General features: G+C 70.0%; 19 protein-coding genes. 7 read left to right on the top strand and 12 right to left on the bottom strand.

The annotated features are described in order from the left end of the window. Nucleotides 1-5: 5 nt before the first annotated feature. Both FHG54_RS03105 and FHG54_RS03100 read right to left on the bottom strand, forming a co-directional pair. Nucleotides 6-1,292 carry an adenylosuccinate synthase gene (locus FHG54_RS03105; RefSeq protein ID WP_139415954.1) on the bottom strand — a complete coding sequence of 429 codons (1,287 nt, stop codon included), beginning with the start codon at nucleotides 1,290-1,292 and terminating at the stop codon, nucleotides 6-8. Nucleotide 1,293: 1 nt separating this feature from the next. Beyond that, nucleotides 1,294-1,854, bottom strand: a complete 561-nt coding sequence (locus tag FHG54_RS03100) for a DUF3151 family protein (protein WP_139415952.1) — start codon at nucleotides 1,852-1,854, stop codon at nucleotides 1,294-1,296. Between the two features lie 73 nt (nucleotides 1,855-1,927). Here FHG54_RS03100 and argG point away from each other — a divergent pair, with 73 nt between their 5' ends. After that, nucleotides 1,928-3,355: an argininosuccinate synthase gene (argG, locus tag FHG54_RS03095; protein WP_139415951.1), complete on the top strand. Its 1,428-nt coding sequence runs from the start codon at nucleotides 1,928-1,930 to the stop codon at nucleotides 3,353-3,355. A gap of 34 nt (nucleotides 3,356-3,389) precedes the next feature. Here the strand turns inward: argG and FHG54_RS03090 are convergent, their stop codons facing one another. The 5 genes from FHG54_RS03090 to FHG54_RS03070 all read right to left on the bottom strand — a co-directional run bounded on the left by FHG54_RS03090 (nucleotide 3,390) and on the right by FHG54_RS03070 (nucleotide 9,784). After that, the gene (locus tag FHG54_RS03090) at nucleotides 3,390-3,761 is read right to left on the bottom strand and encodes a nuclear transport factor 2 family protein (protein ID WP_139415949.1); all 372 of its coding nucleotides are present in this window, start codon (nucleotides 3,759-3,761) and stop codon (nucleotides 3,390-3,392) included. Between the two features lie 79 nt (nucleotides 3,762-3,840). After that, complete coding sequence (locus FHG54_RS03085; protein WP_139415947.1) at nucleotides 3,841-4,857, bottom strand: magnesium and cobalt transport protein CorA; 1,017 nt, start codon at nucleotides 4,855-4,857, stop codon at nucleotides 3,841-3,843. A 51-nt stretch (nucleotides 4,858-4,908) separates the two neighbouring features. Further along, the gene (locus FHG54_RS16915) at nucleotides 4,909-8,520 is read right to left on the bottom strand and encodes an Ig-like domain-containing protein (RefSeq protein ID WP_139415945.1); all 3,612 of its coding nucleotides are present in this window, start codon (nucleotides 8,518-8,520) and stop codon (nucleotides 4,909-4,911) included. 201 nt (nucleotides 8,521-8,721) lie between these two features. Then, the gene (locus FHG54_RS03075) at nucleotides 8,722-9,423 is read right to left on the bottom strand and encodes an RNA methyltransferase (protein ID WP_139415944.1); all 702 of its coding nucleotides are present in this window, start codon (nucleotides 9,421-9,423) and stop codon (nucleotides 8,722-8,724) included. Between the two features lie 25 nt (nucleotides 9,424-9,448). After that, nucleotides 9,449-9,784, bottom strand: coding sequence for a hypothetical protein (locus FHG54_RS03070; protein WP_139415942.1), 336 nt, complete (start codon nucleotides 9,782-9,784; stop codon nucleotides 9,449-9,451). Nucleotides 9,785-9,855: 71 nt separating this feature from the next. Here FHG54_RS03070 and FHG54_RS03065 point away from each other — a divergent pair, with 71 nt between their 5' ends. The 6 genes from FHG54_RS03065 to FHG54_RS03040 all read left to right on the top strand — a co-directional run bounded on the left by FHG54_RS03065 (nucleotide 9,856) and on the right by FHG54_RS03040 (nucleotide 16,191). After that, nucleotides 9,856-11,265 carry an Nramp family divalent metal transporter gene (locus tag FHG54_RS03065; RefSeq protein ID WP_139415940.1) on the top strand — a complete coding sequence of 470 codons (1,410 nt, stop codon included), beginning with the start codon at nucleotides 9,856-9,858 and terminating at the stop codon, nucleotides 11,263-11,265. A 49-nt stretch (nucleotides 11,266-11,314) separates the two neighbouring features. Continuing rightward, nucleotides 11,315-11,983, top strand: a complete 669-nt coding sequence (locus tag FHG54_RS03060; RefSeq protein ID WP_139415939.1) for a metal-dependent transcriptional regulator — start codon at nucleotides 11,315-11,317, stop codon at nucleotides 11,981-11,983. A gap of 50 nt (nucleotides 11,984-12,033) precedes the next feature. Beyond that, entirely contained in the window at nucleotides 12,034-12,831 is a 798-nt protein-coding gene (locus FHG54_RS03055) for an HAD-IIA family hydrolase (protein WP_139415937.1), read from the top strand. A gap of 291 nt (nucleotides 12,832-13,122) precedes the next feature. Beyond that, nucleotides 13,123-14,340 carry a globin domain-containing protein gene (locus FHG54_RS03050; RefSeq protein ID WP_198169629.1) on the top strand — a complete coding sequence of 406 codons (1,218 nt, stop codon included), beginning with the start codon at nucleotides 13,123-13,125 and terminating at the stop codon, nucleotides 14,338-14,340. Nucleotides 14,341-14,346: 6 nt separating this feature from the next. After that, on the top strand, nucleotides 14,347-14,979 hold the full coding sequence (locus FHG54_RS03045; RefSeq protein ID WP_139415935.1) for a DivIVA domain-containing protein: 633 nt from the start codon (nucleotides 14,347-14,349) through the stop codon (nucleotides 14,977-14,979). 3 nt (nucleotides 14,980-14,982) lie between these two features. Further along, on the top strand, nucleotides 14,983-16,191 hold the full coding sequence (locus FHG54_RS03040; RefSeq protein WP_139415934.1) for a globin domain-containing protein: 1,209 nt from the start codon (nucleotides 14,983-14,985) through the stop codon (nucleotides 16,189-16,191). A gap of 19 nt (nucleotides 16,192-16,210) precedes the next feature. On the opposite strand, the gene FHG54_RS03035 is transcribed toward FHG54_RS03040, so the two are convergent. The 5 genes from FHG54_RS03035 to pyrE form a co-directional block, all read right to left on the bottom strand. After that, nucleotides 16,211-16,396, bottom strand: coding sequence for a hypothetical protein (locus FHG54_RS03035; RefSeq protein WP_139415932.1), 186 nt, complete (start codon nucleotides 16,394-16,396; stop codon nucleotides 16,211-16,213). A 52-nt stretch (nucleotides 16,397-16,448) separates the two neighbouring features. Beyond that, nucleotides 16,449-17,381: a nucleoside hydrolase gene (locus FHG54_RS03030; protein WP_139415930.1), complete on the bottom strand. Its 933-nt coding sequence runs from the start codon at nucleotides 17,379-17,381 to the stop codon at nucleotides 16,449-16,451. 63 nt (nucleotides 17,382-17,444) lie between these two features. Next, nucleotides 17,445-18,425 carry a ribokinase gene (locus FHG54_RS03025; protein WP_139415928.1) on the bottom strand — a complete coding sequence of 327 codons (981 nt, stop codon included), beginning with the start codon at nucleotides 18,423-18,425 and terminating at the stop codon, nucleotides 17,445-17,447. A 4-nt stretch (nucleotides 18,426-18,429) separates the two neighbouring features. Further along, nucleotides 18,430-20,751, bottom strand: coding sequence for a hypothetical protein (locus FHG54_RS16910; RefSeq protein ID WP_139415926.1), 2,322 nt, complete (start codon nucleotides 20,749-20,751; stop codon nucleotides 18,430-18,432). Further along, entirely contained in the window at nucleotides 20,751-21,323 is a 573-nt protein-coding gene (gene pyrE, locus FHG54_RS03015) for an orotate phosphoribosyltransferase (RefSeq protein ID WP_232333555.1), read from the bottom strand. The genes FHG54_RS16910 and pyrE overlap by 1 nt, the downstream gene beginning before the upstream one ends. Between the last annotated feature and the right edge of the window lie 18 nt (nucleotides 21,324-21,341).

Raw genomic sequence — 21,341 nt, 5'->3', positions numbered from 1 at the left:
CGAACTCAGCCGAGCAGGTCGTGCAGGGTGACGATCTCGTCGCGGCCGGGGCCGACGCCGATGGCCGAGATGCGCGAGCCGCTCATCGCCTCGAGTTCGCGCACGTACGCCTGCGCGTTCGCGGGAAGATCGTCGAACGACCGGGCACCCGAGATGTCTTCGGTCCAGCCGGGGAACTCCTCGTAGATCGGCTTCGCGTGGTGGAAGTCGGACTGGGAGACCGGGAGTTCGTCGAAGCGCTCGCCGTCGACGTCGTAGGCGACGCAGACGGGGATGCGCTCGATGCCCGTGAGCACGTCGAGTTTCGTGAGCACGAAGTCGGTGACGCCGTTGATGCGCGCGGCGAAGCGTGCGATCGGCGCGTCGTACCAGCCGGTGCGGCGCTGTCGGCCCGTGGTCGTGCCGAACTCGTGCCCCTGCTGGGTGAGGAACTCGCCCCACTCGTCGAAGAGCTCGGTCGGAAAGGGCCCGGCACCGACGCGGGTCGTGTACGCCTTGATCACCGCGATGACGCGGTCGATCTTGTTCGGCGCGATCCCCGACCCGGTGATCGCACCGCCGCTCGTCGCGTTCGACGAGGTCACGAACGGGTAGGTGCCGTGGTCGACGTCGAGCATGGTCGCCTGACCACCCTCGAAGAGCACCGTCTCGCCGCGTTCGATCGCCTGGTGCAGCAGCAGCGAGGTGTCGGTGACCATCGGGCGCAGCCGGTCGACATAGCCGAGCAGTTCATCGACGACCTCGTCGACGCCGATCGCCCGGCGGTTGTAGACCTTCACGAGCAGGTGATTCTTCTGGTCGAGCGCGCCTTCGACCTTCTGCCGCAGGATGTTCTCGTCGAAGAGGTCTTGCATGCGGATGCCGACGCGGTTGATCTTGTCGGCGTAGGCGGGGCCGATGCCGCGCCCGGTCGTGCCGATCTGCCGCTTGCCGAGGAATCGCTCGGTCACCTTGTCGAGGGTGCGGTGGTATTGCGTGATGAGGTGGGCGTTGGCCGAGAGACGCAGTTTCGAGACGTCGACGCCGCGGGCCTCGAGTCCTTCGAGCTCCTCGAAGAGCACCTCGACGTCGACCACGACGCCGTTGCCGATGACCGGTGTGACACCGGGCGTCAGGATGCCCGACGGCAGCAGGTGCAGGGCGTACTTCTCGTCGCCGATGACGACGGTGTGCCCGGCGTTGTTGCCGCCGTTGAACTTGACGACGTAGTCGAGGCGCGAGCCGAGCAGGTCGGTCGCCTTGCCCTTGCCCTCGTCGCCCCACTGCGCACCGATCAGGACGGCTGCGGGCATGTCAATCCTCTCCTGGCGCCGCGTCGATCGCGGCGGGTTCTGCACTGGGGTCGCCGACTCCCGCCTCGGCGGATGCGGAGGGTGCGGCCGGCGCGAACAGCGCCTCGCCACCGCCGACGATCGTGATGAGCTGGGTCGGCGTGAACTCCGACGCGATGCGGGCCGGCGCCTCGGGGTCGGCGGCTGCGAGCTCGGCGGCAAGACGGCCGGCGCGTGCGTCGAGGCCGAGGCCCTCTGCGGCTCGTCGCTGGGTGTCGAGGGCGCGCAGGTAGGCGCGATTGGACTCGCCGGACCAGAAGACGGGGTCGCCCGCGCGCCAACCGCCGTCGACGAGCTGCTCGCGTGCGAGTTCGGCCGCGACCGAGGCGAAGGCGTAGGCCTCGATGGCCCGGCCCTCGGAGTCGGCGAGGTCTGCGAGTTCGGTCCAGGCGAGCGGCGATGACGGATGCCTCGTGACGACAGCCGAGACGGACGCGCGATCGCCCTCGGCGAGCGCCTTCCGCACCTCGGGCTCGTCGGCAAGCGACGCCGCGGACTCAGGTGCTGATCGGTCTGGAGTCACACGACCACCCTATCGCGGGGCCCCGCCTTCCCTGAGGAGGCTCGGAGCGCCCGTCACAAGTAGGCTGGTGGGCATGTCGAAAGTCCTCTCCAGCCTTCCCGTCGGCGAACGCGTCGGCATCGCCTTCTCGGGCGGCCTCGACACTTCCGTCGCGGTCGCGTGGATGCGCGAGAAGGGTGCGGTGCCCTGCACCTACACGGCCGACCTCGGCCAGCCCGACGAGCCCGACGTCGAGGCGGTTCCCGGTCGCGCCATCGAGTACGGCGCCGAGATCTCGCGCCTCGTCGACTGCCGCACGGCGCTCGTCGAAGAGGGCCTCGTGGCGCTGCAGTGCGGCGCCTTCCACATCCGTTCGGGCGGCAGGGCCTACTTCAACACCACGCCGCTCGGCCGCGCGGTCACCGGCACGTTGCTCGTGCGCGCCATGCACGAAGACGGCGTCGACATCTGGGGCGACGGCTCGACCTACAAGGGCAACGACATCGAACGCTTCTACCGCTACGGCCTCATGGCCAACCCGCGCCTGCGCATCTACAAGCCGTGGCTCGACGCCGACTTCGTCACCGAACTCGGCGGCCGCGCCGAGATGAGCGAATGGCTGCAGGAGCGCGACCTGCCGTACCGGGCTTCGGCAGAGAAGGCGTACTCGACCGACGCGAACATCTGGGGCGCGACGCACGAGGCGAAGGTGCTCGAAGAGCTCGACGCCGGCATCACCACGGTCGAGCCGATCATGGGCGTCGCGTTCTGGCGCGACGACGTCGAGATCGCCGCCGAAGACGTCACGGTGCGCTTCGATCAGGGCCGGCCGGTCGCGCTCAACGGCGTGGTCTTCGACGACCCCGTCGAACTCGTGCTCGAGGCGAACGCGATCGGCGGCCGTCACGGTCTCGGCATGAGCGACCAGATCGAGAACCGCATCATCGAGGCGAAGTCGCGCGGCATCTACGAGGCGCCGGGCATGGCCCTGCTGCACATCGCCTACGAACGGCTCGTGAACGCGATCCACAATGAAGACACGATCGCGAACTACCACAACGAGGGTCGCCGCCTCGGACGCCTCATGTACGAAGGCCGCTGGCTCGACCCGCAGTCGCTCATGCTGCGCGAGTCGATCGTGCGCTGGGTGGCCTCGGCCGTCACTGGCGAGGTCACGCTGCGCCTGCGCCGCGGCGACGACTACACGATCATGAAGACTGCGGGCGCGTCGCTCAGTTACCACCCCGAGAAGCTCTCGATGGAGCGCGTCGGCGATCAGGCGTTCGGCCCCGAAGACCGCATCGGCCAGCTCACGATGCGCAACCTCGACATCGCCGACTCGCGCGCGCGGCTCGAGCAGTACGCGCATCTGGGTCTCGTCGGCGGCGCGACCGCTGCGCTCGTCGGCGAACTGTCGGTCGGCGACGCGGCGCAGATCCTCGAGGGTCCGACCGAGTCCGACCTCGACGCCGCGACCGACGCCGTGAACGAGGCGTCCGCGTTCGACCTCGGCACCGACTGACGCACGCGTCGCATGCAACCCGGCCGACCGGCGCTCAGGCTGCCGTCTGCTGGTGCGCCGCCACCCGCCACGAACCGCCCTCGTTGAGGTAGGTCGTCGACATGCGCAGGTTCACGGTGTCGTCGCCGCGACGCGCGACGGCCCGGTAGACGAGGATGCCCGCCCGGTCACCGAGCCTGATCACGGCAGGCTCGTGCAGTTCGTACGACTCCCACGGAGGCGGCCCGCTGCGGAAGGCGTCGAGGATCTCGTCGCGCCCGAGCATGGCGCCATCGACGACCATGAGGGCGTCCCTCGTCATCGCGCGTTGATAGTGCTCGCCGCCTCGCCCCTCGACGATCGCCCGCCAGCCGGCGTGCTCTTCGTGCATCAGTCGGGCGGGCAGATCGTCGGTGATCTCGGTCATGCTCCAACGCTAACCGCGATCGGATGCCACGGGAAGGGCGGCTCGGCGCGGCGAACGGCGGCTCGCGGCATCCGCTCGCTCAGAGCCAGTTGCGGCGCTTGAAGACGACGTACAGCGCGAGGCCCGACACGACCATGAGCGCGATCGCGAAGGGGTACCCGAGTATCCAGTCGAGTTCAGGCATGAACGTGAAGTTCATGCCGTAGATGGTGCCGACCAGTGCCGGCGCGAAGAGGATCGCCGCCCAACTCGAGATCTTCTTCGTCTGCTCGCTCTGCGCGAGGCTGGTCTCGGTGAGCCGTTTGATCTCCTCGTTCTGGCGCTGGCCGACGAGCGTCGTATGCACCGAGAGCGCGTTCTGCAGGAGTTGCCGGAACGACTCCCCGCGCTCCACGATGCGGATCACGTGGTCCTTCACGTCGCGCAGGTAGCGCTGCAGTTCGAGGTCGACATCGTACTTCTCGAACCCGCGCTCGAGGAGGGCGAAGATGTCGATGAGCGGCCCCGTGGCACGCTGGAACTCCATGACCTCGCTCGCGAGATCGTAGATGCGGCGGGTGACCTGCGGATCGCCGGAGAAGAGCTGGTCTTCGATCTCGTCGATGTCGTTCTCGAGGCCGGTGACCACGGGCGAGTACTCGTCGACGACCTCGTCGAGGAGCGCGTACAGCACAGCCTCCGGGCCCTTGACGAGCAGTTCGGGTGAGCCCTCGAGTCGGTGTCGCACCTTCGCGAGGTTCGGGGACTCCGCGCGACGGATGCTGATGGCGAAGTCGCGGCCGACGAACAGGTGGAGCTCGCCGAACTCGACCTGTTCGACGTCGTCGAGGTATCGCGCGGGCCTCAGCACGATGAAGAGGGTCTCGCCGTACCGCTCGACCTTCGCTCGCTGGTGGCCCTTGCGGGCGTCTTCGACGGCGAGCGGGTGCAGCTCGAACTCGGTGGCGACCGCGTCGAGTTCGGCGTCGGTGGGGCGGTAGAGGCCGATCCAGGCGAAACCGCCGTGCTTCTCCCTCGTCTCGAACGTCTCTTCAAGGGTCACCGGTGTCGCGACGCGCACGCCGCCGTTGTAGATCGCGTTGTCGATGACCGGCATGAGTCAACCGTAGATCGTCAGCGTGCGGCGTGCGTGAGCCCCGCGAATGCGTCAGCGCCACCGCTTCAGGGAGGCCGCGGCCGCGCCGAGGACGAGCAGGAGCACCGCCAGGGCGAATGGGGCCGCCACCGGGTACCCCGTGGCGGCGATGCCGCCGGAGACCACCGTCGTCGTGGGAGCCCGGTCGACGGTCACGGTGGCGCTGCCGTCAGAGCCGAAGAAGTTCGAGTCGCCGGGGTAGGCCGCGCTGATCGTGCTCGTGCCCACGGGCAGAGTGCGCGTGTGCACGACGGCAGTACCCGAGGCGCTCACGGTCGCGGTGGCGAGAACGGTCGACCCGACGCTGAACACCACCGAGCCGGTCGGCGTGCCCGACCCAGGGCCCACCGGTGCGACGTGAGCCCGAATCGTCACAGCTCGCCCGCTCAGTGCGGTAACGGGATCGATGTGCACATCGGTGGTGGTGCCGGCCTGCGCCACGGCCACGGTGGCGGCCGTCGCCGACGACGACGGACGGAAGTCGGGCGAGCCTGAGTAGTTCGCATTCACCAGGGCGGCACCCACCGGAAGGGCGGTCGTAGTCAACGTCGCCGCACCTGAGCCGTCGACGAGGGCTGATCCGAGCACCGTCGATCCGTTCGTGAACTCGACGGACCCCGAGGGCGCGCCGGCCCCCGGTGGGACGACGGACACTTGAGCGTTCAGCGTGACCGCCTGCCCGAACACTGTCGATGCCGGACCCGCCGACACCGTGGTACTCGTCGTCGCGGGCGCCACGATCACCGTTGTGGTGTCCGTCGACGAGGTGAACACATCGTCGCCGCCGTAGCGCAACGTCACCGCGTTCTCGCCGACAGGGAGTGCGGATGTCGACAGGGATGCTGCGCCATCCCGCAGTTCGACGGTGCCAAGGTCAATCGTCCCCGTGCTGATTCGGGCCGATCCCGAGGGGATCCCCCTGCCGGGCGCGACGGCCGCGACGCTGATGTCCAGTGTCACGTCCTGCCCGAACACAGCGGCATCCGGTGAAGCGGAAAGCGTGGACGTCGACGTCGCGCGGATGACGGGGACCTCGTGCTCCGACGAGGATGAAGCGAGCAGGTTCGCGTCGCCCGAGTAATGCGCGACCAGACCGTGTTCGCCCACCGAGAGTGCGGCGGTCGTCAGCGCGGCCGAGCCGGATGCATCCACGGCAGCCGCTCCGAGCACGGTGGTTGCGTCGGTGAAGGTGACGGTGCCGATCGGCTGTCCTGCACCCGGCGCTGTCACGGACACCTGGGCAGTGAGCGTGATCGGCTCGCCCGATACCGGTGCCGGCGGCGTCACGGACAGGGTGGTCGTCGTGGCCGCTTTGGTGACCGTGAAGCACCCATCGGGAGATGCATCCAGCGACGGCCCATAGGTGCCGTCGCCTGCGTAGTCGGCGCGGTAGCACCACGTGCCCGGTGACCCCGCCGCGCGGGACGGCGACGTGGCAGTGGCACTGCCGAGCGAGGTGCCGGAGAGCTCTGCTGAACCGGCGTCCGCCCCACCTGCGGCACAGCCATCCGCTGAAGCGAGCGGTCCGCAGAGCGAGAAGCTGACCTCGCCGCTCGGCCGAGGCCCATCGCCGGCCACGGTCGCCGTGTCGGAGTTCGGCTGACCGAACACCACCGTGCTTCGCTCCGGCTGTGACGTGGTCGTCGAGCCCATGACGTTCTGCAGCGAGAAACGGGCCCGCGCCGAAGTCGAGATGCTGCCGACGTCGACTTCGAACCGGCCCGCGGTCTGATTCGCCGTCAAGGTGGATGACACGGCGATGCCGTCGCCGTTCGTCATGACGCTTTCAATGTTCGCACCGCCGGCGAATCCGACGGATGGGCCCGACCCCGGCGCGACGAAGAATATCTCTGCACCGCCGAGCGGCAGGTCGTTCTGGTCGGTGACTTCGACCGTGAGCGGCTGTGCGTATTCCGAGCCGACCAACGCCTGTTGGTCGTCTCCACCGACGACCGTGACCTGCGCTGGGATCGGTTTCTCCCACCTGAGGAAGATGAATCCGTTGCCCGACTGGCCGGACACGGCGGTGCGCACGTCGGTCGCGGCACCGTCTCGTGCATAGGATGCGCCGGCCCCGCCGCCGCCGCCACCCGCGAGCGCACCGCCGTTGCCGCCGCCGATGCCGCCGCCCGAGTGTGGAAGGATGAAGCCTCCACCTCCGCCGCCGCCTGCCCCTGCCGCGTCGAGAAGACCGGAATCCTCGCCGTTCTGGCCGTTGATCCAGCCGTTGCCGCCGCCGGTACCGCCTTGGCCTGCGTCGAAGCCCCTGCCGTCGCCACCCGACCCGGCGCCCGCTTGACCAAGTCCGTGGCCGCCGTCTCCTCCGTTGCCGCCGATGCCGCCGGTGGTGTCGGACCCGTTCGAGGCGCCGCCCGGGCCGCCTCCGCCGCCGGCCACGATGATCGGCCCGCCCTCATCCTGGATGACGCTGCCACCTCCGCCTCCGCCTCCGCTGAAGCCGTCTCCTGCGGCCGTTCCCTGCCAGCCGCCGTTGCCATAGCCATCGCCACCCCCACCGGTGCCTGCGCATCCGGCCGCGACCTCCAGTCGCGAGGGGAAGTCGGGGTTGATATGGATCGTCGCGTCGAGGCGAGCGCCGAAACCAGGCTTTCCGGAACCCTTTCCGTTGGCATGGCCTCCCTGACCGCCCACCGCGATGGCCTGCACTGTGCGCACATTCTCCGGTAGGTCGACGGAGCCCCACTGCGTGCAGTCGCGCAGCACGGTTTCGTCGGTCGTCAGCGTCACGATCCCGTCGGTGTGAGCGCCGGAGAGCGTGTAGAGCAGGGATTCAGCAGGGAACGCCACCCCGGAATCACCTCCGCCACCTCCCCCACCGCCCCCACCGGGGAACGGGATCAGCCCGGCACTCGCGCCCCCGCCGCCGTCACCGCCGTGCGAGAAGCCACCACCGCCGCCGCCGCCCGCCGAGAAGAGTTCAGTCAGCGGGCTGTCACCGGGAAATCCGACCGGGCCGCGGGCACCGCCGCCGTGCCCGCCCGCTCCGCCGATCCCGATGAGGTCCTTAGCGAACCTGGGCGTGGTGCCGCCATCCTTTCCGTCGGTGGGCGGCCGACTTCCTGCTCCACCAGCGCCGCCGGGCTCGCCGTTCGCTCCTTCACCGTTGCCGCCACCGCCGCCACCGCCGCCCGCGACGACGAGCGGGGTGACGTCGTCGCCGGTACCGATGCCGACCCCACTGGCTCCGCCTCCACCCGCACCGTCGTACCCGAGCGCGCTGGTGCCCCGGCCACCGCCCGGCGCCACTCCCCAGCCGCCGTGATCCTGGCCCGCCTGCCCGACCCAGATGCGGATCGGATCACCCGGTTGCACCGGCAACGTGGCGACGACCTCGCCTGCGTACCCTCCTGCGCCGCAGGTCTGGCACGAGCCGCCATGCCCGCCGATGACGGTCACGGTGAGCGAGGTGATGCCGCCGGGCACCGTGCACTGCACCGGTTCCCCGGTGTAGTGGAACGTCGATGCCAGTGGCAACTCGCAGGCCGGATCGTCGGCTGCCGTCGCTGGGTCTTCAGCAGCCGCCCCAGCTGCCGTCGTCGATGCAACGAGATTCACGGGCAGGGCGGGTGCGGCCGCGGCCGGCGGCACGGTGAGTGCGAACACGATCAGAGCCGCCGTGAGGCCGGCCGAACCCGCGAAGAATCGAGAGCGCCCGCGCATCATTCTCCCGTCGCTCGGCGTCGAGGATGTTCCTCGCCGGTGCAATTGCGAATCGCGCGAGCGGCACCACCGTACTGCGTTCGTGCGCGAGCCGCACGCGTCAGCGGGAGATGTGCGACATCCGGTGCCGCGCCGTCCTCCGCCTCAGCGTGCGGCGTGCGTGAGCACCCACGAGTGCATCGCGATGGCGGCGGCGGCGCTCGCGTTGAGCGATCGGGTCGAGCCGTACTGCGTGATCTCGACGATCGCGTCGGCCGCGGCCGTCGCCTCGGGCGAGAGACCCGGACCCTCCTGCCCGAAGAGCAGCACGCAGACCTCCGGCCACGCGAATGCCTCGATGGGCACGGAGCCCTCGACGTTGTCGACGGCGATCACGGGCACGGATGCCTCGTGCGCCCACTCGGCGAAGGCCGCGACATCCGGGTGGTAGACGACGTGCTGGTAGCGATCGGTGACCATCGCGCCACGCTTGTTCCAGCGGCGGCGGCCGATGATGTGCACGGTGTCGGCGGCGAATGCGTTGGCGCTGCGCACGATCGAGCCGATGTTCATGTCGTGCTGCCAGTTCTCGATGGCGACGTGGAACGGGTGCCGCTGCTCGTCGAGATCGGCGACGATCGCCTCCATGCGCCAGTACCGGTAGCGGTCGATGACGTTGCGCGTGTCGCCGAGTTCGAGCAGCTCGGGGTCGAAGTGCGGCTCGTCGGGCCAGGCTTCGGGGCCGCCCGGCCAGGGGCCGACGCCGTGGGAGGTCGCTGCGGGCTCGGGCGTCGGCTCTTGCTCGGGCGTCGGTTCGGGTGGCACCCTGCAAGGGTACTTCGCGGCGGTCGCGGCTCGGCGAGACATGTGCGCCCGGGCACCCGCGATCAGGCTAGCCCCGACCGAAGGGCCAGAACCGGCGGCGGATCGAGGCCACCGCGCCCGTCGACTCGCCGACGGCATTGACGTGGCCGGTGCTCGGAGTCGATGCCGGCCTGACGTCGGCGCCGGTATCGTCGACGAGCCCTTCCGGCGTCTCGCCGTCGGTTGCGAAGTCATCGGGATCGCCGCCGATCGGCGGGTCGGCTGCCCGCTCGGAACCGTCGAGCGACGGGCGCCCCGCCTCGACCCAGCGCAGGTAGAGCGCGTACGGATCGTCGTCCGCACCGGGCGGTTCGGCCACCTCGGCTCGCGAACGTGACCGCCAGATCGATCGACGCTGCGCCATGTGTTCCCCCGCCTTCAACGATACGGGCTTCCGAGGCTTTCGGTGTACCGAAATATCGCTATGATTTCGGTATGCCTAAAACTCTCGACGATGAGGTCGCAGCCGACCGAGACGGTGCGCCGCACGACGGCGGCGCTGCGACATCCGTTCGCCAGGGTCGCCGCACGAGCGTGCCGCGCGCCGCATGGCTGATCGGCCCGGCCCTGGTCGCGGGCGTCGCCTACCTCGACCCCGGCAATGTCGCGAGCAACATGACGGCCGGCGCGCAGTACGGCTACCTGCTCGTCTGGGTCGTCGTGCTCGGCAACGTCATGGCGTGGCTCATCCAGTACCTGTCGGCGAAGCTCGGCATCGTCACCGGCCGGAGCCTGCCCGAGGTGCTCGGCGGGCGCATCCGCAATCGCTGGGGCCGGCGGGCGTATTGGCTGCAGGCCGAACTCGTCGCGATGGCGACCGACCTCGCCGAGGTCATCGGCGGCGCCGTCGCCCTCAACCTGCTCTTCGGCGTGCCGCTCGTCTGGGGCGGGCTCATCACCGGCACCGTCTCGATCGCGCTGCTCGTGCTGCAGTCGCGACGCGGGCCGCGCACCTTCGAGTTCGTCATCATGGGGTTGCTCGCGATCATCACCGTCGGCTTCACCGTGGGCGTCTTCGTCGCTCCGCCCGACCCGGCCGGGATGCTCGGCGGTCTCGTGCCCCGCTTCGCCGATGCGAACTCGGTGCTGCTCGCGGCATCCATTCTCGGCGCGACGATCATGCCGCACGCCATCTACGCGCACTCGGCGCTCAGCCGCGACCGATTCGCGACACGGCGCGCCGCTCCGCCTGCGACCGGGGCCGCGACGACGAAGCCGGCGTGGCACGGTTTCGGCATCAGCCGCGGCACGGATGCCCCGGAGCTCCTGCCCGGCACGGCGACGAAAATGCCGACCGGGCTGCTGCTGCGCGCCACGCGCTGGGACGTCTCGATCGCGATGGCGATCGCCGGCACCGTGAACCTCGCCATACTGCTGCTCGCCGCCGTGAACCTCGCGGGCGTCGAGGGCACCGACAGCCTCGAGGGCGCGTACGCCGCGCTCGGCGTCGCACTCGGGCCGGTCATCGCGACCCTGTTCGCGGTCGGGCTGCTCGCCTCAGGGCTCGCCTCGACCTCGGTCGGCGCGTACGCGGGCGCCGAGATCATGCACGGGCTGCTGCACGTGCGGGTGCCGCTCATCCTCCGCCGGCTCGTCACCCTGATCCCAGCACTCGCGATCCTCTGGCTCGGCTTCGACCCGACCCTCTCGCTCGTGCTCAGCCAGGTCGTGCTCTCGTTCGGCATCCCCTTCGCGCTCGTGCCGCTCGTCGCGCTCACCGCGAAGGCCGGCGTGCTCGGCCGGTGGCGGAATCACTGGGCGACGACGGCGGCGGGCGTCGCGGCATCCGTGTTTCTCATCACGCTCAACGGCGTGCTGCTCTGGCTCGTGTTCACGGGCGCCTGACGCGGGCCGAGCCTGCCACGGCGACTCGCCGCCCGGTAGTCTGAGCCCGATGCCCAGCAACCAGAGTCCCGCGATCGAGGACTACCTGAAGACGGTGTACTCGCACACCGAATGGCAGCCTGACCCCATCACCCCGTCGGTGCTGGCAGGCAAGCTCGGCGTCGCTCCCTCATCGGTCACCGAGATGGTGAAGAAGATGGCCGCGCACGGGCTCGTCTCGCATGTGCCCTACGGTGCCGTGCGGCTCACCGACACGGGAACTGCGCGCGCACTCGCGGTGGTGCGTCGCCACCGGCTCATCGAGACGTGGCTCGTGCAGGAGATGGGCTACGGCTGGGACGAGGTGCACGACGAGGCCGAGATCCTCGAGCACGCGATCTCCGACCGCCTGCTCGAGGCCATCGACGCTCGACTCGGGAGGCCGCTGCGCGACCCGCACGGCGACCCCATCCCCTCGGCGGATGGCGCGCTCGCCCGCGAGCCGGCACTGCTGCTCGCCGAGGCGCCGGCCGGCCATCACGGCACGGTGCTGCGCATCAGCGACCGCGACCCCTCGGTGCTGCGCGGTCTCGAGGCATCAGGCGTCGGCCCCGGCATCGAGATCGAGGTGACGGATGCCTCCGCTGAACGCCTCCTCGTCAGTGCCCGCGTCGCCGGGGCGGCCGTGCAGCTGGTGCTCGCGCGCGAGGTCGCCGCGGCGATCTGGGTCTCGGCGTAGCGCGCGGCGCGCGGTCAACAACTTCAGAAGCGTGAGCCTAGGCTGGTGGCATGTCACGACGTGAAGAGGTCGAGTGCTGGCTGACCGACATGGACGGCGTGCTCGTGCACGAGAACCATGCGCTGCCGGGGGCGGCCGAGCTGCTGCAGCAGTGGGAGGACGCCGGCACTCCCTACCTCGTGCTGACGAACAACTCGATCTTCACCGCTCGCGATCTCTCGGCGCGGTTGCGGGCGTCGGGCCTCAACGTGCCCGAGGACCGCCTCTGGACGAGCGCCCTCGCGACCGCCGATTTCCTGAAGTCGCAGCTGCCCGGCGGCACGGCGTTCGTCATCGGTGAGGCGGGCATCCTCACGGCGCTCCACGATGCCGGCTTCGTGATGACCGAGGCGGCCCCCGACTTCGTCGTCGTCGGCGAGACGCGCAACTACTCGTTCGAGGCGATCACGAAGGCGATCCGCCTGATCAGGGCGGGCGCCCGATTCATCGTCACGAACCCCGACGCCACCGGCCCCTCGGCCGACGGCCCGCTGCCGGCGACCGGCGCCATCGCCGCGCTCATCACCAAGGCAACGGGCAAGGAGCCGTACGTCGTCGGCAAGCCGAACCCGATGATGTTCCGCTCGGCGCTCAACAAGATCGGCGCGCACTCCGAGAACACCGCGATGATCGGCGACCGCATGGACACCGACATCGTCGCTGGCATCGAGGCCGGACTGCACACGATCCTCGTGATGACCGGCATCAGCGACGAGGCCGAGATCGAGAAGTACCCGTTCCGGCCCGACGAGATCCTCGAGGGCGTCGCCGACCTCGTGGCGAAGGCGCCGGTCGAGACCGAGCTCTGACACCCGAGAAGCTCGTCGCGTTCTGGAGAACTCCGCACGGGGGTATCCAGATCAGGTTTTGACCCCTAAAGTGGGGTAACCCGGTACCCGACTTCCTCTCGTCGACGTCGACGAGACCTCGGCGAACGTCCCCGCCCGCGGGGGCGTTCGCGTTGGATGCGCGATCCGGAGTGCCCGGGAAACACCTGTATCAGGTCGAATCACACGGAGGCTCTTTGTTTGGGAGATCACAGGCGAACACGCTGCGGAACTTCGAGCGCCGGCCGGGCACGCCCCCCATGGGTCCAAGCCATGCTGCGACTGCTGAACTCTCCGCTGCGATGGTTGAAACCCGACGAGGACCGCGTCATGGATGTTGAAGCACTGAAACGGACCTGGGCCGACGTGGTTGCGGTGGGCGATGACGCACCGCTGTACTTCTATTCGCACCTGTTCGTCGGCCATCCCGAACTGCGCGACATGTTCCCGGTGTCGATGGCCAACCAGCGCGACAAGCTCTTCGCCGCGATCGGGCACATCGTGAGCAACGTGGACCGTCTGGAGGAGGTCACCGGTTTCATCCAGCAACTGGGCCGTGACCACCGCCGGTTCGCGGTCATCTCCGAACACTATTCGGCTGTGGGGGCGTCATTGCTGGCCACGCTCAAGCGGTTCCTCGGCGCGGAGTGGACCGAGAGCGTCGCAGCGGATTGGTCTGCTGCATACGGGCTGATCGCCAAGGTCATGGTCGTCGCCGCGGAGGACGCGGCAGATGACTCGCCGCCGTGGTGGGATGCGTCGGTGGTTTCCGTTGACCGGCGCGGTATGGACGTGACGGTGCTTCAGCTGCAGATGGAGACGGCGATGGACTATCGCGCCGGACAGTCGATGGCCATGGAGATGGGGCGGTTGCCGCGCCTCTGGCGCTATGTCACCCCGGCGAACGCACCCCGCGACGACAGAACGCTCGAGCTGCACGTTCAGCTCGTGCCCGGCGGGCAGTTCAGCAGCACCGCAGTGCGCAAGCTCGCTCCCGGCGACACCGTGAGGCTGGGCGCCGCGATGGGCGATCAGCTGACCGTTCCCGCCGATACCCGCGACTTGCTCCTGGTGGCCGGCGGCACCGGGCTCGCCCCGCTGATCGCTGGGCTGGATCAGGTGCGCCGGCAGTGGGAGTCCACGGGCACGGGGCGTCAGGTCACGCTGTTCCACGGCGCCCGATTGCCCTGGAACCTGTACGAGCACGAGAAGCTCACGAACCTGGCTCTCCAGCCGTGGTTCGACTACCACCCGGTGGTCTCCGACGACCCCAGCTACCCCGGACTCCAGGGGCTGGTGGGGTCCACCGCAGCGGGCCATCGATCCTGGGCGGGCCGACTCGCCATGGTGTGCGGGTCTCCCGGGATGGTCTCGCACACCGTTGCAGAGCTGCGGGCCTCCGGGGTCTCCGGTACCGACATCCGGTACGAGACATTCGCCACCCTTGAAGAGAACTCTTCCGCCCTCGCCGAAGTCAACGAAATCAGGTGACCGCTAGTGACCACTCCCGATATGGACGACCAGGCGCTCCTGCCCGGGCTCTCGCCCCGCGACATCAGCCATGCATCATTCCCGTTCGCCGAGCAGGGCGGCTACGACGCCTCCGCCGTCAGGAGAACGCTCAGCGACGCTGCAGATCAGCTGGCCGCGGCGCAAGCCGAGATCGTACGGCTCAGAGCCGAAGCAGATCAGAACGACCAGAACGTTCGAGCGGTCAGCGAAGAGGCGGTGAGCCTGATCAGCCGCGCCCAGATCATGGCTGACAAGCACATCAGCGATGCGGAACAGTACGCCCGCGACCTGATCGACACCGCACGGGATCAGTACAGCGACATCCTGCGCAAGGCATTGAACAGCGTGTCCGCGCTGGCCGCTGCCGAAGAGGCCGCGGGAGCAGCAGCTGCCGAAGAGGCCGCGGAAGCTGCCGCCGGCGACGGCAGCGGCTTGGACTACAACACGCCTATTCAGGAGATCGAGTTCGTGCGCACGTACGCCAAAGTGGCGCAGGTGCAGTTGCGCGCTGTCATCGATGCGATGACCGAACAGATCGACCAGCTCGGACAACTGCCCCGCTTCGGTACGCCACCCGAAGCACCCCAGCTCGGCAAGCCCGAAGACAATGGAGTTTGAAGCATGCTTTCAGAGACGTCAGCACCCATCATCAAGGCCACCCTGCCGGTGGTCGGAGCGAATATCACCGAGATCGCCGACCGGTTCTACCGGCACCTCTTCGAGACCCATCCGGAACTGCTGGACGGTATCTTCAACCGGGGCAATCAGGCCGACGGCCATCAGCAGCAGGCGCTTGCAGGATCCGTCGCCGCGTTCGCCAGCATGCTGGTCGACAACCCGGGGCAGCTGCCAGAGTCGCTCCTCTCACGAATCAGCCACAAACACGTGTCCCTGGGCATCAAGCCCGAGCAGTACCAGGTCGTCCACGATCACCTGTTCTGGGCCATCGTCGACGTTCTCGGCGACGCCGTGACCCCAGAGGTCGCGGCAGCCTGGGAAGAGGTCTACTGGCTCATGGCCAACACCCTGATCAACTTGGAGCGCGGACTCTACGACTCCGTGGGCGTGGCCCCCGAAACCATCTGGCGCACGTGGCGGCTGGCCGAGCGCATCCAGGAGACCGACGACGTCGTCACCTTCGTCGTCGAACGCACCGACGACCGCGACATCCTGCCCTCCCTGCCAGGGCAATACGTGAGCCTGCAGATGCCGATGCCGGATGGCACGCGCCAGCCACGCCAGTACAGCCTCACCCGGGCCGACGACGGACACCACCGCCGGTTCGCCGTCAAGCAGGTGGTGGGCGCTGGAAGCCCCGACGGGGAGGTCTCCAACCTGCTGCACACGACGGTGAAGGTCGGTGATGAGGTCGTTCTGTCGGCACCGTTCGGCGACGTGGTACTCGACACCACCGACCGGCCCGTGGTCCTCGCGAGCGCCGGCATCGGCGTCACCCCCATGGCGGGAATCCTCTCGCACCTGGCCAAGTCCGGCTCGGGCCGTGAGGTCATGTTCCTGCACGCCGGCACCTCCCCGGATTCGTTCGCACTGCGAAGCCAGGTGCAGGAGGATCTCGCTGCACTGCAGCAGGCAGACATGGTGACCTGGTACGAGCGAGGCCCGGATTCCGGTCGTGATGCCGGCGATGAGCGTGCAGGCTTCATGGATCTCACCGACGTCGGCGTTCCCGCCGACGCCGTCTACTACCTCTGCGGGCCGCTGCCGTTCATGCAGGCCGTGCGCCAGCAACTCCTCGGCATGGGCGTCGCACCCAGGGATATCCAGTACGAGATCTTCGGCCCCGATCTCTGGCAGGCCGACTACCGGTAACTGTCAGAACGCGCGCGGGTCACCCGCCGAAGTCCGACCAGTAGCGTCCCTGCTCTTTGCCGCGCTCGACATCGATCATCGCGTCGGCGGCCTCGTGGTCGGTATCGCGCGTCTTCTCGGAGTGCCGCCGAAGCGAGAACGCCCACTGCGTCACGCCCCAGAGCGCTGCGATGATGACGATGCCCAGCCAGAACGTCCAGTCCATGGGCGACCCCTCACTCGATACGCGTCACTCTACGCGCCCGGCGGGGAGTCCGTCAGCCGAGTCGGGCCACGGATGCCGCGACGCCCGCCCAGAACCGCTCGACATCGAGTTCGACCGCGACCCATGCGTTCGGCTCGCGCCCGAGCATCCCGTCGAAGTCGACACTCGTCGCGCCCGCCGTCTCGGTGCCGAGGAGCTCGACGTCGAGGCGCGTGCGCCGCAGCGCGACGCACGCGGGGTCGGCGAGCACCGCGACCGCGACGGGGTCGTGCAGCGGCCCATCGGGCATGCCGAACACCTCGGCGTTCGTGCGGCAGAAGAAGTCGAACAGCTCGGTGCCGAACGCCGCGGTGCGGGTGCCGATCGCGGCGATCTGCTCGCGCACGACCGGGGTCACGAGCGCGAGGTGGGTCGCGTTCAGGCCGACCATCGTGAAGCGCACGCCGCTGCGCACCACGAGGTCGAGCGCCTCGGGGTCGACGAGGGCGTTGAACTCGGCGTACGGTGTCGCGTTGCCGCGCTCGGTCGAGCCGCCCATCCAGACGATCTCGCGGATGCGGCCGGCGAGCTCCGGCCGATCCCGCAGCAGGATCGCGACGTTCGTGATCGGTCCGGTCGCGACGATCGCGACGGGCTGCTCCGACGCCGTGAGCGTGTCGGCGATGAGCTCGGTCGCGGTCCGCTGGTCGAGCGGCACGGTCGGCTCTGGCAGCGCAGGCCCGCCCAGCCCGTTCTCTCCGTGAATCCACTCGGCCGTCTGCAGCGGCCGCACCAGCGGGCCGGCGGCGCCCGCCGCGACCGGCACGTCGGTCACACCGGCGACCGACAGCGCGATGCGGGCGTTCCTGGTGGTGTGTTCGAGCGGCACGTTGCCGCCGACGGTCGTGACGGCGACGAGGTCGAGCGACGGATGCCCCGCGGCCAGCCACAGCGCGAACACGTCGTCGTGCCCGGGGTCGCAATCGAGGATCACGGGGATCGTCATCTGGGGCTCACTCTCTCGTGGGTTCGATTCGACGTTCGGTTTCGGCTCTGACGGCGTTCGGCGTCAGGACTCGGCAGCGGCCGCGGCGAGCACCTCGGCACGAGCCGCGTAGGAGTCGACCGTGCCTCGCGCTTGCACCGCGAGCGCACCGGCGGTGACCGCGATGCGGAGCGCCTCGGGCAGCGGGCGGCCCTCGGCGAGGAACGCCGCGAGCGTTCCCGTGAACCCGTCACCTGCGCCGGTCGTGTCGACGGCCGTCACGCGGGGCGCGTGCACCGCCCACGAGCCGGTGGCGTCGGCCGCGGTGGCGCCGGCCGCCCCGAGCGTGACGACGATCGAGCGGGCGAGGCCACCGGCAGCGGATGCCGCGAGCTCGCGCCAGTCGTCGAGGGTGGCGTCGCCCGGGGCATCCGTGCCGATGCCGACCGCGCGCGCCTCGTGCTCGTTGAGCACGATCGGGTCGGCGACGGCGAGCGTCGCGGCGGAGACACGAGCCGGCGGCGCGAGGTTCAACACGAATCGGGTGCCCGACTCGCTCGCGACCGCGGCGACCTGCTCGATCGTGGCGACGGCGAGTTCGCCCTGCGTGAGCACCACCGCTGCCGCGGCCACCAGAGCGCGGTCGCGGTGGACGAGTTCGGGAGTGAGTACGAGGTTCGCGCCACCGGTGACGATGATGGTGTTCTCACCCGAGGCGGCGACGGTGATCTGGGCGACGCCGGTCGGGGCATCCGGAATGCGCCGGATCGCGCCCACCGGCAGTCCCAGGCGTTCGAGCGTGTCGTACGCGAACGCACCGCTCGCATCGTCGCCGATGCATGCGACGAAGTCGACCGGTGCCCCGGCGACGTGCGCCGCGACCGCCTGGTTCGCGCCCTTGCCGCCGAGGGCGACGCGGTAGTCACGGGAGAGGATCGTCTCGCCGGGCTCGGGGAAGTCGTCGACGTAGCTCGTGGAGTCGACGTTCAGCGAGCCGAAGACGACGACGCGGCCTCGATCGGCACCGGTGCGAGTCGCACCGAGGTCGCCGCGCCCGGTCGCCATGCGGTCAGGCCGCGGGCGCGGGGCCCGGGCCGTTGATCGGTCCGGTCAGCGGCTCTCCGCCCGCTCGGTTCGCGAAGCAGTAGTAACTGCGCTGGCCTTCTGCCCACTGTTCCTCGGTCACGGGGAAGCTGCCCTGCACCTGCATATCGGGGATGCCCGCGACGAGCGTGGGCTCGAAGACGCCCGCGGCCCGGCACAGTGCGGGCATCTGCTCTGCGAGCGCGGCTTCGCCCGGGAAGGGGGCTGCTGCGTCACCCGGCAGCGTGCCGCGATACACGAGTTGCGCGGCATGCGGCGCAGCGCAGTCGACGACCGTGAACTCCTCTGCCCAGACCGATTCGAACGGTTCGATGCACTCGCCGCCGAAGAGGGTGTCCCAGGCGTGCACCCCGGCCGGTTGCGGGCCGGTCGGTGCGGGCACGGCCGCCTCCGAGGCGCTGGCCGACGGGCTGCCGTCGCCAGTCGCGCCGGCACCGCCTCCGCCGCCGGCGAGCTGAGTGCCGAAGAAGTAGAGGCCGGCGAGCACGAGCAGGAGAACGAGTCCGCCGGCGACCCAGATCAGTGTGCGGGTCGTGCGGGTCGTGCGCCTGGGGGCGCCTGGCCCGCCGGGGCCGCCCGAGCCGCCGCCTGTGCCACCGGTACCGCCGGCCCCGCCGCGACCGCCTGATCCGCCGGAGCCTCTCCGCTGCTGGCCGGGAGCCGTCGGCTGACCGGACCCTGCAGGCTGCCCGCCCGTCGGAGCGGCGAACGGGTCGTTCGCCGGTCGCTGGCCGAACGGGTCGTTCGCCGCCGCCGAAGCGACGCCGGCGGCCCCGAAGAGCGACCCCATGGCGTCATCGTCGGATGCCTCGAGCGCCACGGTGTCGGTGGGGGGCGACGCGTCGGCGGGAAACGCCCAATCGGGTTCGGCCGAATCAGCCTCGTCGCGCCACTCGCGCTGCGCGCCGTCGAGACGGACCTCGTCGACCTGCCCGGCCGCGTCTGGTGCCGTCGCCGGCCGGAATGCGCTCGCGACCGATTCGGGAGCGTCTTTCGGGTCTCGGCCCGTCGGGTCGGGTCGCAGATTCCAGGCGAACCCCGCGTCGGAATGCTCGCTCGGAGCGGGAGGCTCGCGATCGGCGGCCATCGGCCGGTCAGCGGGTTCGAGGTCGACTGCGTCGTCGTCGAACCCGAGTCCGAGCGCATCGAGGCCCGATGGAACGGGCTCGGTCGGCGGGTTCGCACCGGAGCTGCCGGCACCGAAGGGGTCACCGGAGGCGCCGGCACCGAAGGCACCGGAGCCACTGGATGCCGGGGGCGGCACCGTGCCGCGATCTCGCGGCGCACCGCTGCCGAGCGACGCGAGCAGGTCATCGACGGGGGCCGGCGGCTTTCGCGTCGGGTCGTCGTCGCTCCGAGCGGAGGCGAAGGCGGGGAACGGCGTCGTGTTGAACGCACCGGCTTCGGTTGACGGCTCAGCAGGGGTTGCAGGCGCTGCGGGTGGTGCAGGCGCTGTGGGCGTTATGGGCGTCGTGGGCGCCGGCGGAGTGACCGGCGCACGCTGCACCGGCGGAGCGGCCGCGGGTGTCGGTGCCACCTCTTCCGGTTCGTTCAGGGCGGCCCACAGCTCATCGTCGAAGTGGGCGGCGGGTGCGGGAGTGCGCGGGCTCCGGTCGTTCCACCCGGCAGGCACCGTCGGCGGCGTGGTCGGATGCACCGGCACGATCGGTTCGGCGGGCGGCTGGGCAGTGGTGCTCGGCGGAGCAGCGGTGTGCGGCTGCGCAGGCGGCTCAGCAGGGGCAGGAGGCTCGGTGGATCCCACGGGGGTGAACGACTGGCGGGCGACGGGCGGAGGCGCGAACCCGGCGAACGGCGAGTCGGCGGCCGGTGCCGACGGCTCAACGGGCGGCGGAGCGGGTGTCGACGGCGCAGCGGGTGCCGACGGCGGGATCGGAGGGCTCCCGCCGACCGGCGGCTCGACCGCGGTCAGGTGTCCGGGTGCCGGAGGCTGCCGGGGAGGAGTGACGGCGAACGGCGGGGTCCACGCGGGTGCCGCGGGTTCCGCAGGTGCGGGCGGTGTCGCCGGCGTCTGCGGCGCTGGCGCACCGACGACGGGGAGCGCGCGGGTCGCGGCATCCGATCGCGCTGCCGGTGCCTCGGAGAACCAGTCGAGCACCTCTTCGCGCCGTGGCGCGGGAGTGCGCGGCGCGGGCGGATCCTGCTGCTCAGGCTGAGCCGGCGGCGCGACGGGCTGTGGCGGGTCGTCGCGTCGCGGGCCGTCGCCGCCCGCCAACTGGGCGAGCAGCCAATCGGTCTCGTCGCCCTGATCCTGCCCGTCGCCGCTCATCAGGCCAACCCCAGATCTTCCAAGCCGATGGCGTACAGGTAGGGCACGCCTTCGGCCTCGATGACCTCGCGGGCGCCGGTCGCCCGGTCGACCACGACGGCAACAGCAACGACTTCGGCGCCGACCTTGCGGAGCGCCTCGATCGCCTTGATCGGCGAGCCACCGGTCGTCGAGGTGTCTTCGAGCACGATGACGCGTTTGCCGGCGAGGTCGGGGCCCTCGACCTGCTTGCCCCGGCCGTGGTCCTTCGGCTCCTTGCGCACGACGAAGGCGTCGTAGGCGAGCCCCTGTGCCGCGCCCTGGTGCAGGATCGCCGAGGCGATCGGGTCGGCGCCCATGGTCATGCCGCCGACGGCGACCACGTCGGGCACGTCGCTGATGAGGTCGATCATCACCTGACCGATCAGTGGCGCAACACGGTGGTCGAGGCTGACCTTGCGCAGGTCGACGTAGTAACTGGCCTTCTTGCCGCTGGTCAGGGTGAAGTCTCCGTGGAACACGGCGTCGGCCGCGATGAAGTCGATCAACTGCGCGCGCACGGCGTCGATGGGCTGAATCTCTCGGAGGGTCACCTGAACACTCTACGACCC

Origin of the sequence: Agromyces laixinhei, assembly GCF_006337065.1 — a bacterium.
GTDB lineage: Bacteria > Actinomycetota > Actinomycetes > Actinomycetales > Microbacteriaceae > Agromyces > Agromyces laixinhei.
The sequence above is the reverse complement of the archived record's forward strand: the minus strand, read 5'-3'. Positions and strand labels throughout refer to the sequence as shown.